The sequence below is a fragment of the Rhizobium sp. YS-1r genome (assembly GCF_000757525.1).
GTDB lineage: Bacteria > Pseudomonadota > Alphaproteobacteria > Rhizobiales > Rhizobiaceae > Neorhizobium > Neorhizobium petrolearium.
Genome location: NZ_JPYQ01000013.1, coordinates 59,742 through 75,054, shown reverse-complemented (window position 1 = coordinate 75,054; position 15,313 = coordinate 59,742). Strand labels below are relative to the sequence as shown.

The window sequence follows — 15,313 nt, the reverse complement described above, 5'->3', positions numbered from 1 at the left end:
TTGACTGTTCCGCAAAGCCAGAATTTGTTCCATTCCACCGCCGCCAACAACCGATTGCAACGGAATTTTGGAACCTTCCCGGCTCGGCTCAGATCATCGCCATGCCGCCGTTGACATGGATCGTCTGGCCCGTGACGTAACCCGCCTCGTCGGAAGCGAGATAAAGCACCGCCGCGGCGATGTCCGAACCCGCACCCATGCGCTTCATCGGGATCGCGCCGAGGATCGCTTCCTTCTGCTTGTCGTTGAGCTTGCCGGTCATGGCGCTCTCGATGAAGCCCGGTGCGACGCAGTTGACAGTCACGTTGCGGGTGGCGATCTCCTGTGCCAGCGATTTGGAAAAGCCGATCATGCCGGCCTTGGAGGCGCAGTAGTTCGCCTGGCCCGGATTGCCGGTAACGCCGACGACGGAGGTGATGTTGATGATGCGGCCATGGCGGCGGCGCATCATCGGATGGGTGAGTTCGCGGGTCAGGCGGAAGACCGCCGTCAGGTTCACCTCGAGTACCGAATCCCAATCCTCGTCGCTCATCCGCACGAAGAGGCCGTCCTTGGTGATACCGGCATTGTTGACGAGAATGTCGACCCCGCCGAGTTCGGCTTCGGCCTTCTCGCCGAGCGCCTTTACCTCGGCGCGGTCGGAAAGGTTGGCCGGGAAAATCTTGACGCGGTCACCGAGTTCGGCGGCCAGCGCCTCCAGCTTTTCGACACGCGTGCCGTGCAGGCCGACCACGGCGCCCTGCTTGTGCAGCATGCGGGCGATCTCTTCGCCGAGGCCGCCGGTTGCGCCCGTCACCAATGCCTTGCGGCCGGTCAAATCAAACATGGTGGTGTTCCTCTTTTTTGGAGCGAATAGCCAGTAGCGAATAGTTTTTCATCGCATCATCGCCATCTCTTTACTATTCGCCACTCCCTATTCGTTATTCGCTTTTCCCAATCAGCCGAGGATAGCGGCGAGCGCCGCGTCGATATCGGCTGGCGTATTGATGGCAATGCCGGAAATATTCTTGTCGATGCGGCGGGCAAGGCCGGTCAGCACTTTTCCCGAACCGATCTCGTAAAGCGTCGTGACACCATTGGCGGAGAACCACTCCACCGTCTCGCGCCAGCGCACCTGGCCGGTCACCTGGGTGACGAGCAGCTTGGCGATCTCGTCTGCATCGTAGACGGGTGCCGCGCGGACATTGGCGACGACCGGTACGACCGGGTTCTTCTTTTCCACCCTGTCCAGCGCATGGCGCATGGCATCGGCGGCCGGTGCCATCAGGTCGCTGTGGAACGGCGCGGAGACCGGCAGCATGATGGCGCGCTTGGCACCCTTTTCGGTCGCGAGCGCCGCCGCCTTCTCGACGGCCGCCTTCGAACCGGAAATCACGAGCTGACCGCCGCCGTTGTCGTTGGCGATCTGGCAGACCCCGGCATCACGCGCATCGGCGCAGGCGGCTTCCACATCGCCATGCTCCAGACCAAGGATTGCCGCCATGGCGCCCTGCCCTACCGGCACCGCCGTCTGCATGGCGTCGCCACGGATGCGGAGCAGCCTGGCGGTATCGGCAAGCGAGAAGGTGCCCGCCGCGCAGAGCGCGGAATATTCGCCGAGCGAATGGCCGGCCACATAGGCGACCTTTTCGACAAGGTTCAACCCACGCGCTTCCATGACGCGGATCGCAGCCATCGAAACGGCCATCAGCGCCGGCTGCGCGTTGGCCGTCAGCGTCAGCGTCTCTTCCGGCCCGTTCCACATGATATCGGAGAGCTTCTGGCCGAGCGCATCGTCGACCACCTGGAAAACCGCGCGGGCTTCGGGATAAGCGTCCGCCAACTCCTTGCCCATGCCGACGGACTGGCTGCCCTGACCGGGGAATGTGAATGCGATGCTCGCTGAAGTGCCCATGGGGATGATTTCCTTCCCTTATGTTTGCCTCTCCATTCACATTTGGGCTTCCTGAGTCAAGGGCAAGGCCAATCTCGAAGGTTCCCGAGGCCCGGTTGTCCCCCTTGCGCTATGTCAAATCCCGCTTAAAGTCCGGCCGACCTTCCAAGATCAGGATTCCTTTCATGAAATATAAGAGACTGGGCCGCACGGATATCACCGTGTCCGAAATCTGCCTCGGCACTATGACCTGGGGCACGCAGAATACGGAAGCGGAAGCCCATGAGCAGATGGATCATGCGTTCGACCAGGGCGTGAATTTCTTCGATACGGCCGAACTCTACCCGACGACGCCGGTCAGCATCGAAACCTACGGCCGTACGGAAGAAATCATCGGGACCTGGCTCGGGAAGAGCGGTAAGCGCAAGGACATCATCCTCGCCTCCAAGATCGCCGGAAGCGGCCGGCCGCATATCCGCGGCGGCCGCGATATCTCGGCCGCGACGATCCGCGAGGCGCTCGATGCCAGCCTGAGACGCCTGCAGACCGACTATCTCGACCTCTACCAGATCCACTGGCCGAACCGCGGCACCTATCATTTTCGCAATCTATGGTCCTTCGACGCCTTCGCTCAGGATCGGGAGAAGGCGGCGGTCGAGATCGCCGAAATCCTCGAGACACTCGGCGATCTGGTGAAGGCGGGCAAGATCCGCGCGATCGGCCTTTCCAACGAAAGCGCCTGGGGTACGCTGAAATACCTCAGGCTTTCGGACGAAAAGAGCCTGCCGCGCGTCGCCTCGATCCAGAACGAATATAGCCTGCTCTACCGCCAGTTCGATACCGACCTTGCGGAAGTCGCACATCACGAGAATATCGGGCTGATGGCGTATTCGCCGCTCGCCGCCGGCATCCTCACCGGCAAATACCGGAACGGCGCACGCCCTGCGGGCTCCCGCGCCACGATCAATACGGACCTCGGCGGCCGCCTGCAGCCGATGCAGGAGCCGGCCGTGGAAGCCTATGCGAAGGTCGCGGAAAAACACGGGCTCGACATGGCGCAGATGGCGCTCGCCTTCTGCCTCTCGCGCCCCTTCATGGCCTCGGTCATCATCGGCGCAACCTCGATGGCGCAACTGAAGACGGATATCGGCGCGGCGGAAGTGAGGCTCTCCGAAGACGTGACGAAGGATATTGCCGGGGTTTATCGGCAATATCCCATGACGCTGTAAGCGGAACAGGCAGACCCGCCTTGCGACGTGGGACGGGTCCGGCTCTCAAAAGCTCGTCGTGAGCCGCGTCAGCCAGTCCGGAGATGCCGCGACGAGCGCCGCCTCGATGGTCTTGTCCACGCCCGTCAGGACGGCGAAGCCGACCACCAGCAGGACCATGCCGAGAAAGCCCTTGGCAATCTTGCCGAAATTCAGCATCCGGTCGCGCCAACGCTGCACGATATCCCTCGACAGCCGTCCGAGCAGAAGAAGCGGGGCTGCCGCGCCAAGTCCGAATGCCGCCATGGTCAGGAAAACCTCACCGAGGTTCTCACCGCGCGCCGCCATCAGCGACGCCGCGCCGAGCGTCGGGCCGACACACGGGCTCCAGACCGCGCCCAGAAGGACCCCGACGAGAAACTGGCCTGTCAAACCCCGGTCGTCAAAGCCGCCGAAGCGGCGCTCCGTCCAGTTGCCCACCGGCCCCGCTGCGGCGGCGAGGCGAACCTGCATAGCCGGGGCCAGGAGGACCACGCCGAACAGGATCATCACCAACGCGCCGATCTGGCGAAAGAACACAAGATCGAGCCCGAGGCCAAAGCCGACAAGCGCCACGAACATGCCGATCACAACGAATGAACCGGCCAGTCCCGAAGCGAGCGCCACCTGGGCGTAACGGTGCTTGCCCGTCGCACTGGCGAGAACGATCGGAACCAGGGGCAGAACGCAGGGCGAGAGGATCGACAGCACACCCGCGAGGGCGGCGAAAACCAGTGATGTGCCCATGGCCTAATTCTTCTTCAATGTGGATCTGAACAGCTTCTCGATCGACTTGGCATCTGTATCTCCAACCGAGCGGGCGGTCTCGCTATCGCCCTTGAAGGCGATGAGCGTCGACTGACTTTGAGCTTTGAAGGATCTGACGACGTCCTTCTGCTTGTCGAAATCGACCCGGAAAATCGTCAGGTCCGAGAAATCGGATGAAGAGGTCAGCTTCTCGATGATCGGCTGCTGCGCCGCGCATGTCGGGCACCAGCTTGCCCAGATATCGACAATGATCGGCGTTCCTGCCTTTTGAGCGGCCTCGAACGATTTCTGGTCGTAGCCTTTCAGCTCAACGGCGCCGGCCGCCGTCGAAACCAGCAGAACGAATGCCGACGCGCTTAAAATCCGCATCGAGCGCACAATATTTCTCATGTTCACCCTCCAATGGTTCAGCCCCGGCTCCGTTGACACTTCAGGTCAAAACGGCAGCCATCCGGACGTCAGCGGAAACCGGTCAGGATGTGGCTTCTGCCTGGCGTCAATCCGGTTACGCATCGCGCGGGGCTCAGGTTACATTTCGCCGAACACAAGGCCGTGATCACATGACGTCACGCAAATCCGCCGCCCGTCGGGAGGCAATTCACCACGCCCCTTGCCATCCGCCCAAAAATCCGTATAAGCGCGCTGTTCGAAACACCCGGTCTTCTGGCTGGTGGCTGAACGGAGGGCAGGTTTCCCGAGGGAAACCGCAGGGACCACAAGGTCCAAGCCTCCCGTGTCTCCGCTCTCGACCGTCTCGATCAAACAACTTTTCTTGCTTGGCTTTTCAGTCTTTCAGGAGCAGTCGTTGAGGCTTAGCCGCCGAGTCCGGGTGATACACAACCGCAAGAAAAGGCAAAGCTTACATGGCTCTTTACGAACACGTATTCCTTGCCCGGCAGGATATGTCGCAGCAGCAGGTTGATGCCCTCGTCGAACAGTACAAGGGCGTCCTCGAAGCTAACGGCGGCAAGGTCGGGCGCGTAGAAAACTGGGGCCTCAAGTCCCTCACCTACCGCATCAAGAAGAACCGCAAGGCTCATTACGCACTGATGGACATCGATGCTCCGGCTGCCGCCGTGCATGAGATGGAGCGCCAGATGCGCATCAACGAAGACGTCCTCCGCTACATGACGATCGCCGTCGACAAGCATGAGGAAGGCCCGTCTGCGATGATGCAGAAGCGTGACCGCGACGACCGTCCGCGCCGCGATGGCGACGACCGTGGCCCGCGCCGCGAATTCGGCGACCGCCCGCCGCGTCGTGAATTCGGCGACCGCCCGCCGCGTGAAGGCGGCTTCGAGCGCGCCCCGCGCCCGCCGCGTGAAGCGTAATCGGCTATAAGGAGAAAACACCATGGCTGACGTATCCTCCTCCCCGGCACGCCGTCCGTTCCACCGCCGCCGCAAGACCTGCCCGTTCTCGGGCGCCAATGCGCCGCGGATCGACTACAAGGACGTGCGCCTGCTGCAGCGCTACATTTCCGAGCGCGGCAAGATCGTTCCGTCCCGCATCACGGCCGTTTCCCAGAAGAAGCAGCGCGAACTCGCCCAGGCGATCAAGCGCGCCCGCTTCCTCGGCCTGCTGCCTTACGTCGTAGCGTAATGTGAATTTCCGACCCTCCGGTCCCAAACCAGAGGGTCGGATCTCCCTTCCGCGATGGGCGCGGATCGGAACTCCGACAAATCCCATGTTGGGGATGAAGGACCTGAGACAGAGATTCAGGTTGCCTCCCCTAACTGCTTGAATGGCAGGACAGCGAGACCGTGACGACCAAGAAACAAAGCATATTGCCGATCGGCATCCTTGCCGGCATTGCCGCCGCCCTGCTGGTGCTGGGTGCGAATGCACAGTCGTCCTTTGCGTCGCTTCTTTATGCCGCCTCCGCACTTCCCATTCTGATCGCCGGCCTCGGCTGGGGCAATCGCGCCGCCATCGTCGGTATCGTGACGGCAGCCGCCCTCGGCGCCGTCCTGGTTTCGCCGCTCTTTGCGCTCGCCATGGCGATCTTCACCCTGATCCCGGCGGGCTGGCTCAGCCACCTCGCCAACCTGGCGCGCCCGGCCACCGAACTCGGCGGTCCGGACAACCTGATGGCCTGGTATCCGATTTCGGACATCCTGCTGCATCTTTGCGGCCTGGTGACGATCGCCGTCATCGCGCTCGGCGTGGTGATCGGCTACGGCCCGGAACTTACCGGCCAGATGGTCGATGCGATGATGTCGTCCCTGCAGACCCAGGAACCCGCCTTCACGCCCGACGCGGCCAGCCTGGCGCAGACCAAGGCGATGATCGTGCTGATGCTGCCGCTGGTACAGGGTGGCATCTGGGTCATGCTTCTGTTTGCGGCCTTCTATATCGCCGTGCGCATCGTCTCCCGTTCCGGCCGGGCTCTGCGCCCCCGCGAGGACATGCCCTCCGCGCTTCGCATGAACCGCCATGCGATCTTCATCTTCCTCGCCGGCATCGTGCTCACCTTCGTGGGCGGTGTTCCGGCGATGATCGGCGCCGTGATCTGCGGCACGTTCGGCGCCGGCTTCCTGATGGCAGGCTTCGCCTCGATCCATTTCCGCAGCCAGGGCAAGGACTGGCGGCTGCCGGTCCTCGTCCTCTGCTACCTGTCTTCCATGCTTCTCCTGCCGGCAATCATCGTCCTCGTGCTCGGCCTGTCCGACACGCGGCGGACGATCGCGCTCACGCCGGCAAGAGGCCCGATCAATCCCGACGAAAACAAGAATTGAGACCTAGAAAGGAAACCAAACATGCAAGTCATCCTGCTTGAACGTGTACCGAAGCTCGGCCAGATGGGCGAAGTCGTGAAGGTTCGCGACGGTTACGCCCGTAACTTCCTGCTGCCGCAGGGCAAGGCGCTGCGCGCCAATGACGCCAACAAGAAGCGTTTCGAATCCGAGCGCGCCACGCTCGAAGCCCGCAACCTGGAGCGCAAGGGTGAAGCCCAGAAGGTTGCCGAAGTGCTCGACGGCAAGTCTTTCATCATCGTCCGCGCCGCCGGCGAAACCGGCCAGCTCTATGGTTCTGTCGCTGCCCGCGACATCATCGATGCACTTGCCGCCGAAGGCTTCAACATCGGCCGCAACCAGCTCGATCTCAACCACCCGATCAAGGCGATCGGCCTGCACAAGGTCACGCTGCACCTGCATTCGGAAGTCGAGATCGCCGTCGAAGTGAACGTCGCCCGTTCGCCGGAAGAAGCAGGGCGCCAGGCCAAGGGTGAGAGCCTTACCTCCGTCGACGCCATCTACGGCGTCGATGAGGATGCACTGCGTCCGGAAGATTTCTTCGATCCGGATGCCGATCGCGAAGAAGGCGAAGAAGCCTGATCGCATTTCGGATTGCAGGTTTATCAGGCCCTCGGCTCACGCCGGGGGCTTTTTTATCGAAGCTCTACGAGACTTCGGCAAGCCAGGCTGCATGAGTAGCCATGCCGGCCGTCATGGCCTCCTGCGCAAAGCAGGAAGACGTGAACGACAGCCGGAAGTGGTTGACATGCAAGCCTGACTTTCTTCATGGTGACCGAAACAAGAGAAAGGGAGAAACAATGACCATCAGAAAGAACCTCCTCGCGATCGGCGCCATGATCGGCCTCGCGGCTGCAGGCATCGGCTTCGCGGCAGCTCAATCACCGGCCTTTTTCCGGATCGGCACGGGCGGCACGGCCGGCACCTACTATCCGATCGGCGGCCTCATCGCCAACGCGATTTCGGGCGCCGGCGACAAGGGCGTCCAGGGCCTCGTGGCGACAGCCGTCGCCTCCAACGGCTCCGTCGCAAACATCAACGCCATTCAGGGCGGTTCGATGGAATCGGGCTTCTCCCAGTCGGACGTCGCCTACTGGGCCCATAGCGGCACCGGCCTCTACGAGGGCAAGGGCAAGGTGGAGGACCTGCGCCTGATCGCGACGCTCTACCCGGAAACCATCCATCTCGTCGCCCGCAAGGACGCCGGCATCAAGTCCGTCGCCGATCTCAAGGGCAAGCGTGTCTCGATCGACGAACCCGGCTCGGGCACGATCGTCGATGCCCGCATCGTGCTCGCAGCCTATGGCCTCAGCGAAAGCGATATCAAGGCCGAGCACATGAAGCCCGGTCCAGCCGGCGAGCGCCTGCGCGACGGCGGCCTCGACGCCTATTTCTTCGTCGGCGGCTATCCGACCGGAGCGATTTCCGAACTCGCCACCTCGGCCGGCATTTCGCTCGTGCCGATCACCGGTCCGGAAGCGGACAAGATGCTTTCGGAATACAAGTTCTTCTCGAAGGATACCGTCCCCGCAGACACCTATCAGGGGGTCGGCGAAACCCCGACGATCTCGGTCGCGGCCCAGTGGGTCACCAGCGCCAAGCAGTCTGACGATCTCGTCTACAACATCACCAAAGTGATGTGGAACGATGCGACGCGCGCTGCACTCGACGCCGGCCACGCGAAGGGCAAGATGATCACGCTGCAGAATGCCGTTACCAGCCTCGGCATTCCGCTGCATCCGGGCGCCGAGCGCTTCTACAAGGAAGCCGGCGTCCTCAAGTAAGGACGATATCTCTCCTTGACTGGAATGGCGGCGGTCGGCAGCGGGCGGACCGCCGTTTTCCGTCTGGAAAAGATAAATATATCAAGGGAAAAACGACATGGCGGCGGACGACGAGGGCAAGATTGCTCCCCTGGAACTGGACGAGGCGAAGGCGCGCGAACTGGAGGAGAAGTTCGACTCGGAGATCCGCTTCCGGCCGCTCTCGCCGACGGCCGCCCGCCTGGTGGGCGTGCTGCTGGTGACGCTCTCCATTTTCCACTACTATACCGCCGGTTTCGGCCTGCTTTCGGAAGTCGTCCATCGCGGCATCCACCTCTCCTTTGTGCTCGGGCTGATCTTCCTCGTGTTCCCGTTCACGCGGCGCGGATACGACCAGCCGGCGCAATCGAGCCTCGTCCGCCCGCTCGGGATTTCGCTGATCGATTGGGCGCTGGCGGCCGGCGCGGTGGTCGCCGTGCTGCATGTCCCCTTCATTCCGCTGGATGACCTCGCCTTCCGCGTCGGCAACCCGACGACGACCGACGTGGTGCTCGGCGGCATCCTGGTTCTGGTGCTGCTGGAGGCGACCCGCCGTTCCGTCGGCTGGCCGCTGCCGATCATCGCCCTTCTCTTCATGGCCTATTCCATCTGGGGACCGTCCATGCCCGGCATCCTGGTGCATCCGGGCGCCACGTTCTCGCAGCTCATCAACCACCTCTATCTCACGACGCAGGGCATCTACGGCATCGCACTCGGGGTCGTCGCGACCTATGTTTTCCATTTCGTCCTGTTTGGCGTATTCGCGACCCGCATCGGGCTTGGCCAGCTCTTTCTCGATTGCGCCGCCTGGGTCGCGGGGCGTTATGCCGGCGGGCCTGCCAAGGTGTCGATCTTCGGCTCGGCGCTGTTCGGCATGATCTCCGGCTCGTCCGTCGCCAATACCGTCACGGTCGGATCGCTGACGATCCCGGCGATGATCCGGCTCGGCTACAAGCGGACCTTTGCGGCGGCGGTGGAATCGGCATCCTCGACGGGCGGGCAGATCACGCCGCCGATCATGGGCGCGGCCGCCTTCCTGATGATCGAATTCCTGAACCTGCCCTACACGACCATTATTCTTGCCGCGATCGTGCCGGCCTTCATGCATTTCTTCGGCGTGCTGATCCAGGTGCATTTCGAGGCCAAGCGCAATGGCCTGCGCGGCATGACGCGCGAGGAACTGCCTGATCTCAAGGAGGCATTCAAGCGCGACTGGCCGACCGTCATTCCGCTCGTCGTGCTGATCGGCGTGCTGCTTTCCGGCTATACGCCCTATCTCGCGGCCTTCTGGGGCATCACGCTCTGCGTCGCCGTCGGCCTCCTCAACCCGCGCCGGCGCATGTCCTTCACGGAAGTGTTCGAAGGCTTGCGCGACGGCGCCAAATATGCGCTCGCCGTCGGTGCCGCCGCAGCGACTGTCGGCATCATCGTCGGCGTCGTGACGCTGACCGGCGTCGGCTTCAAGATCTCCTATATCGTCACCTCGACCGCCGCGCAGATGGCTACCTTCGTCGGCACACTCGTGCCGGCCGCCTGGTTCGGGCCGCAGACGCTGACGCTGCTCTTCACGCTCATTATGACCGGTGTCGTCTGCATCCTCATGGGCTGCGGCATCCCGACGACGGCGAACTACATCATCATGGCGACGATCGCCGCCCCGACGCTCGGACTTCTCGGGGTCGAGCCGATCGTCGCGCATTTCTTCGTCTTCTATTACGGCGTGCTTGCCGACATCACGCCGCCCGTGGCGCTCGCGGCCTACGCGGCGGCGGGCATGGCGGGCGCCGATCCGTTCAAGACCGGCAACACGGCCTTCCGGCTGGGGCTCGGCAAGGTTCTGGTGCCGTTCGTCTTCGTCTTCTCTCCGTCGCTGCTGCTGGTCACCGCGAATTTCACCTGGAGCAACTTCCTCATCGCCTTCATCGGCTGTGTGCTCGGCATCACCTGCCTCGGTTCGGCGCTTTCGGGATGGCTGCTCGTCAGGACGGCAGCCTGGGAGCGGCTGCTTCTCGTCATCGCGGCAGTCCTTCTCGTGGTGCCGGAACTGATGTCGTCGCTGATCGGATTGGCGTTGATCGTTCCCGTGCTTCTTCACCAGTTCGCCGGCCATCGCATGCAACCCGCCTTGTAGCGAATCTGCAGAAGACCTATTCTTCATGGCCGTGGCAAAGGGTTGAACAGTTTTGCCACGGTCAAATCATCTTGTTCGGTTCGGTGCGTTTTATCCACAAGCTCAAGCGATGACTGTGGAGATCGATGGATTCTGAAGATTCTGCCGGGATCGCCCGTCCATCGTCTGCAAAGTGCTGTAGGATCGCGCCCGATTCAAAAAATACATGATTGGAAGACATGCAGGACGTCGCACGCAAGCTGACAGCGCTCAGCAACAAGGATGCGGAACCCCATTACCGCGAAGCTCCGAACAATATCGAAGCCGAACAGGCGCTTTTGGGCGCGATCCTGGTCAATAACGACGCCTATTATCGCGTCTCGGATTTTCTGAAGCCCGTCCACCTCCACGAGCCCCTGCACCGTAAGATCTTCGAGGTGGCAGGCGACATCATCCGCATGGGCAAGACCGCCAATCCGGTGACGATCAAGACCTTCCTGCCGGCAGAGGAGAAGGTCGGCGACTTGACCGTGGCGCAATATCTCGCCCGTCTCGCGGCCGAAGCCGTGTCGATCATCAATGCCGAGGACTACGGCCGAGCGATCTACGATCTGGCGCTCAGGCGCGCGCTGATCACCATCGGCGAGGACATGGTGAACATCGCCTATGACGCGCCGCTCGACATGCCGCCGCAGACGCAGATCGAGGATACCGAGCGCCGCCTCTTCGAGCTTGCCGAGAACGGCCGCTACGACGGCGGCTTCCAGTCCTTCAACGACGCGGTGGCGCTGGCGATCGACATGGCGGGTGCCGCCTTCGAGCGCGACGGGCATCTCTCCGGCATTTCGACCGGCATCATGTCGCTCGATGCCAAGATGGGCGGGCTGCAGCGCTCAGACTTGATCGTTCTCGCTGGGCGTCCCGGCATGGGCAAGACCTCGCTCGCCACCAACATCGCCTACAATATCGCCGCCGCGTACGAGCCCGAGGTCATGCCGGACGGAACGTTCAAGGCGAAGAATGGCGGCGTCGTCGGCTTTTATTCGCTCGAAATGTCGGCCGAACAGCTCGCAACCCGTATCATCTCCGAGCAGACGGAAGTCTCGTCGTCGAAAATCCGCCGTGGTGACATTACCGAGGCCGATTTCGAAAAGCTCGTCGCCTGCAGCCAGATGATGCAGAAGGTGCCGCTCTTCATCGACCAGACCGGTGGTATCTCGATCGCCCAGCTGTCTGCCCGCGCCCGCCGCCTGAAGCGCCAGCGCGGCCTCGATTGCCTTGTGGTGGACTATATCCAGCTCATGACCGGCGCCGGAAAATCCGGCGACAACCGCGTGCAGGAAATCACCCAGATCACCACCGGCCTCAAGGCGCTCGGCAAGGAACTGAACGTGCCGATCATCGCGCTGTCGCAGCTCTCGCGTCAGGTCGAAAGCCGTGACGACAAGCGCCCGCAGCTCTCCGACCTTCGCGAATCCGGCTCGATCGAGCAGGACGCCGACGTGGTGCTCTTCGTGTTCCGCGAGGAATACTACGTCAAGAACATGGAACCACGCGATCCGGCCGATCCGAAATATCCGGAATGGGAAGCCCATATGGACAAGGTGAAGGGCACGGCGGACGTCATCATCGCCAAGCAGCGCCACGGACCCACCGGCACCGTCAAGCTCGCCTTCCAGTCGGAATACACCCGCTTCGCCGATCTGGCCGACCCGAGCTTCACCCAGTACGAAGAGCATTGATCGGGTTCGGCGCTCTACCCCGCCTGGGCTGCATTGTGTAGCAAAAGCCAGCAGACCGAAGCTCAACCCAAGACACATCCGCAAGGATTGCCGGGATAGGGAAACTGCAGGAAGCCCAAGCAGATCGTCCCGGGGAGCAGGCGTCCAGGCATCAAGGTTCTATCACGGGAATTCCCGTGGTATAATGCGTCATTGCGGACATCATCCGCCATGGCCTCCGCGCCAGAGACTTGTCCGATGAGCGAAGTGGACGTGCTTTTTGCAGCCCTGCGACAGGCGGCTGACCCGCAGGCGGTTGAGTGTATCGAGCAAGTGGTCATGCATGGCTCGGATCGCGATCTCAACCGCATCAATGTGTTTGCCTTCGCCGACACCCATCATCTCGATGAAGAAAAAACGATCGCGGCGTTTCTCCATGCGGCGCGCATAGGCACATTCGAGATGACCTGGAATGTCCTCTGCCCTGGATGCGGCGGCGTCCTTGAAACCGGCGCCAACTTGAAAGCGGTCGATCGGGGAACGTACCATTGCGCGCTCTGCGCGGCCGGATATGAGCCAACTCTCGACGAGATGGTCGAGGTGACGTTCACGGTCAGCCCGAGAGTGCGCTGCATTGCTGCCCACGAGCCCGACCGCTTGCCTCCGCTTGAATACTACCGTCAGATATTCTTCAGCTCGGGAGTCGACCTGCCCGAGAACCTGGAAGCGAGCTTCGCACGCATTCTACTGGAGATGATCGAGTTGGATCCGGGCGAGAAGGCTTTCGTCTCACTCCAACTGCCGGCGCAATTCGTCATCATCTTCGATGCCGTGACACATTCAGCGCAGTTCATCGACGTGAAGGGTGAGCCCACCGACGAACGTCAGAACCTCTCAATGTTCATCAGTCGGGATTATGCACCGAACGAAACGCTTACCCTCCGTCCCGGCTTACTGCGGCTCACGATCGAGAATCACACCGACCGCAGAGTGCTCCCCAATGTCTGCATCGCCGGAGAGCAGCTGCACGACCTGCTGGGCCGCAGGCGACCGTTCCTGACAGCCAAGCGACTTCTGACAAACCAGAGCTTCCGGGACATCTATCGGACCGACACGCTTGATATCGACCAGCGCCTCAGGATCACCAGCCTGACATTCCTCTTCACCGATTTAAGGGGGTCAACCGCTCTCTACGAGCGCGTCGGAGATCTGGCCGCCTTCGATCTGGTGAGAGCACATTTCAAGGTTCTTCACGAGATCATCGCCACGGAATCCGGAGCGGTGGTCAAGACCATAGGCGACGCCGTGATGGCGACATTCTCGAGCCCGGATCGTGCGGTGGCGTCCGCGCTGCGGATGCGGGAAGCGATGCTTCGGCTGAATGCCGAGCACGGTCGCGAGGACCTTCTCCTGAAGATCGGTATCCATGAGGGGCCATGCCTCGCGGTCAACCTGAACGACCGGCAGGACTATTTCGGCCAGACCGTCAATATCGCCTCCCGCGTACAGGGCCTTGCCGATCCCTATGTGATCCTCACCACGGAGGCCGTCGTCGAAAACGCCCAGGTTTCAGAGATCTTGAGAAACAACGGCATTGCGTCAGTGTTTCGAATGGAGGAACTTCAGGGCGTCGAAAAGGAAGTGAAGATCTTCGCCCTGTCTTGATCTCCGGATCTGCTCGATCGGAGCAGCATGACGGGAATCCCGCGTCCGTTCATGCCTGGTGGCTGCCCAAGGCCAATACGGATGCTCTCGCCCTAAAAGATTGTGCAGTGCGAAGGTTTTTCGCATGGCGGCCTTTTTCCCGCCTTCGAAACGGATAGGATCGCAGGAACATTCCTCAGCATGGCCGACGTGTAAAATGACCGATTTCGACAGCGACCCTTCTCCCTCCGGCGATTTCGACGTCGCGCCCGTCCGGCTGACGGTCGATCTCGCAGCGCTTGCCGACAACTGGCGGGAGATGCAACGACGCTCGGGAAGGGTGCGCACCGCGGCTGTCGTCAAGGCGGACGCCTACGGTCTCGGCATCGAGGATTGCGGCACGGCGTTTTATGAAGCCGGCGCGCGGGACTTCTTCGTCGCGGTCGCCCAGGAAGGCGTGACGCTGCGCAGCTATGCGCCAGACGCCCGCATCTACGTGCTTTCCGGCATCTGGCCCGGCCAGGAGCAGATGTTCTTCGAGAACGACCTCGTGCCGGTGCTGGCCTCCGAAGAACAGCTTGCCTTCTGGATGTCGGTCGTATCGGAACATGGAGACCACCCCTGCGCCCTGCAGGTGGATACCGGCTTCAATCGGCTCGGCCTTTCATTCGAGGATGCGCTTGCCCTTGCAGGCGACGTCTCGCGGCCCGCAGGCTTCTCGCCGGTTCTGGTGCTGTCGCATCTTCACAGCGGCGACAACCCGGCCTCGCCCCTCAACCGGCAGCAGCTCGAACTGTTCCAGCAGGTTAGCGCCGCCTTCGAAGGCATCGAATCAAGTCTTTCGGCTTCCGCCGGAATCTTCTTGGGCCCCGAATATCATTTCGACCTCACCCGCCCCGGCATTGCGCTTTATGGCGGCGAATCCGTCGGCGGCATGATGCCGCTCAAGCCGGTGGTGAAGGCGGAGGCGCGGGTCATCCAGGTCCGCGACGCCGCCGCGGGCGGCACGGTCAGCTACGGCGCCACCCATCAGCTTTCGCGCGAGAGCAGGCTTGCCATCGTCTCGGCCGGTTACGCCGACGGCTATCTCCGCTCTCTCTCCGGCTCGGGCGTGCCGATCCGCACCGGCGGCTCTTCCGGCGCCTTCGGCTTCATCGCCGGTCACAGGGTGCCGGTGATCGGCCGCGTCACCATGGACCTGACGATCTTCGACGTGACGGATGTTCCGGCATCCGATATCCGCACCGGCGACTATATCGAGCTTTTCGGTCCCAACATGCCTCTCGACGACGTGGCGCGGGCCGCCGGCACGATCGGCTACGAACTCCTGACCGGCCTCGGGTTGCGCTACGAGCGGCGGTATATCTATCCCGAATAGTTTCCACTCCTCCT

At 62.1% G+C, this 15,313-nt stretch carries 14 protein-coding genes; 10 read left to right on the top strand and 4 right to left on the bottom strand.

Going from position 1 to position 15,313, the window contains the following annotated elements:
* Positions 1 to 88: 88 nt before the first annotated feature.
* Together fabG and fabD are read right to left on the bottom strand one after the other, a co-directional pair.
* Complete coding sequence (fabG, locus tag JL39_RS12365; RefSeq protein WP_037150525.1) at positions 89 to 826, bottom strand: 3-oxoacyl-[acyl-carrier-protein] reductase; 738 nt, start codon at positions 824 to 826, stop codon at positions 89 to 91.
* 111 nt (positions 827 to 937) lie between these two features.
* Positions 938 to 1,894, bottom strand: coding sequence for an ACP S-malonyltransferase (gene fabD / locus JL39_RS12360; RefSeq protein ID WP_037150522.1), 957 nt, complete (start codon positions 1,892 to 1,894; stop codon positions 938 to 940).
* A gap of 164 nt (positions 1,895 to 2,058) precedes the next feature.
* Here fabD and JL39_RS12355 point away from each other — a divergent pair, with 164 nt between their 5' ends.
* Positions 2,059 to 3,102, top strand: a complete 1,044-nt coding sequence (locus JL39_RS12355; protein ID WP_037150520.1) for an aldo/keto reductase — start codon at positions 2,059 to 2,061, stop codon at positions 3,100 to 3,102.
* A gap of 45 nt (positions 3,103 to 3,147) precedes the next feature.
* On the opposite strand, the gene JL39_RS12350 is transcribed toward JL39_RS12355, so the two are convergent.
* Positions 3,148 to 3,867 (bottom strand): cytochrome c biogenesis CcdA family protein, encoded by a 720-nt coding sequence (locus tag JL39_RS12350; RefSeq protein WP_037150519.1) that lies wholly within the window; start codon positions 3,865 to 3,867, stop codon positions 3,148 to 3,150.
* Positions 3,868 to 3,870: 3 nt separating this feature from the next.
* Positions 3,871 to 4,278, bottom strand: coding sequence for a thioredoxin family protein (locus JL39_RS12345; RefSeq protein ID WP_037150516.1), 408 nt, complete (start codon positions 4,276 to 4,278; stop codon positions 3,871 to 3,873).
* A gap of 473 nt (positions 4,279 to 4,751) precedes the next feature.
* Here JL39_RS12345 and rpsF point away from each other — a divergent pair, with 473 nt between their 5' ends.
* From rpsF to alr, 9 genes are all read left to right on the top strand, one after another.
* Positions 4,752 to 5,219, top strand: coding sequence for a 30S ribosomal protein S6 (gene rpsF / locus JL39_RS12335; RefSeq protein WP_037150513.1), 468 nt, complete (start codon positions 4,752 to 4,754; stop codon positions 5,217 to 5,219).
* Positions 5,220 to 5,241: 22 nt separating this feature from the next.
* Positions 5,242 to 5,490 carry a 30S ribosomal protein S18 gene (gene rpsR / locus JL39_RS12330; protein ID WP_037150511.1) on the top strand — a complete coding sequence of 83 codons (249 nt, stop codon included), beginning with the start codon at positions 5,242 to 5,244 and terminating at the stop codon, positions 5,488 to 5,490.
* A gap of 161 nt (positions 5,491 to 5,651) precedes the next feature.
* A complete protein-coding gene (locus tag JL39_RS12325; RefSeq protein WP_037150508.1) occupies positions 5,652 to 6,626 on the top strand; it encodes a membrane protein in 975 nt (324 codons plus the stop codon).
* Between the two features lie 21 nt (positions 6,627 to 6,647).
* A complete protein-coding gene (gene rplI, locus JL39_RS12320) occupies positions 6,648 to 7,226 on the top strand; it encodes a 50S ribosomal protein L9 (protein WP_037150506.1) in 579 nt (192 codons plus the stop codon).
* Positions 7,227 to 7,480: 254 nt separating this feature from the next.
* The gene (locus tag JL39_RS12315; RefSeq protein WP_227705091.1) at positions 7,481 to 8,428 is read left to right on the top strand and encodes a TAXI family TRAP transporter solute-binding subunit; all 948 of its coding nucleotides are present in this window, start codon (positions 7,481 to 7,483) and stop codon (positions 8,426 to 8,428) included.
* Positions 8,429 to 8,525: 97 nt separating this feature from the next.
* Positions 8,526 to 10,577 carry a TRAP transporter permease gene (locus JL39_RS12310; RefSeq protein ID WP_037150502.1) on the top strand — a complete coding sequence of 684 codons (2,052 nt, stop codon included), beginning with the start codon at positions 8,526 to 8,528 and terminating at the stop codon, positions 10,575 to 10,577.
* Between the two features lie 218 nt (positions 10,578 to 10,795).
* The gene (locus tag JL39_RS12305) at positions 10,796 to 12,298 is read left to right on the top strand and encodes a replicative DNA helicase (RefSeq protein WP_037150500.1); all 1,503 of its coding nucleotides are present in this window, start codon (positions 10,796 to 10,798) and stop codon (positions 12,296 to 12,298) included.
* Between the two features lie 237 nt (positions 12,299 to 12,535).
* Positions 12,536 to 13,942: an adenylate/guanylate cyclase domain-containing protein gene (locus JL39_RS12300; RefSeq protein WP_037150498.1), complete on the top strand. Its 1,407-nt coding sequence runs from the start codon at positions 12,536 to 12,538 to the stop codon at positions 13,940 to 13,942.
* Between the two features lie 196 nt (positions 13,943 to 14,138).
* Positions 14,139 to 15,299, top strand: coding sequence for an alanine racemase (alr, locus tag JL39_RS12295; RefSeq protein ID WP_037150496.1), 1,161 nt, complete (start codon positions 14,139 to 14,141; stop codon positions 15,297 to 15,299).
* Positions 15,300 to 15,313: the final 14 nt, after the last annotated feature.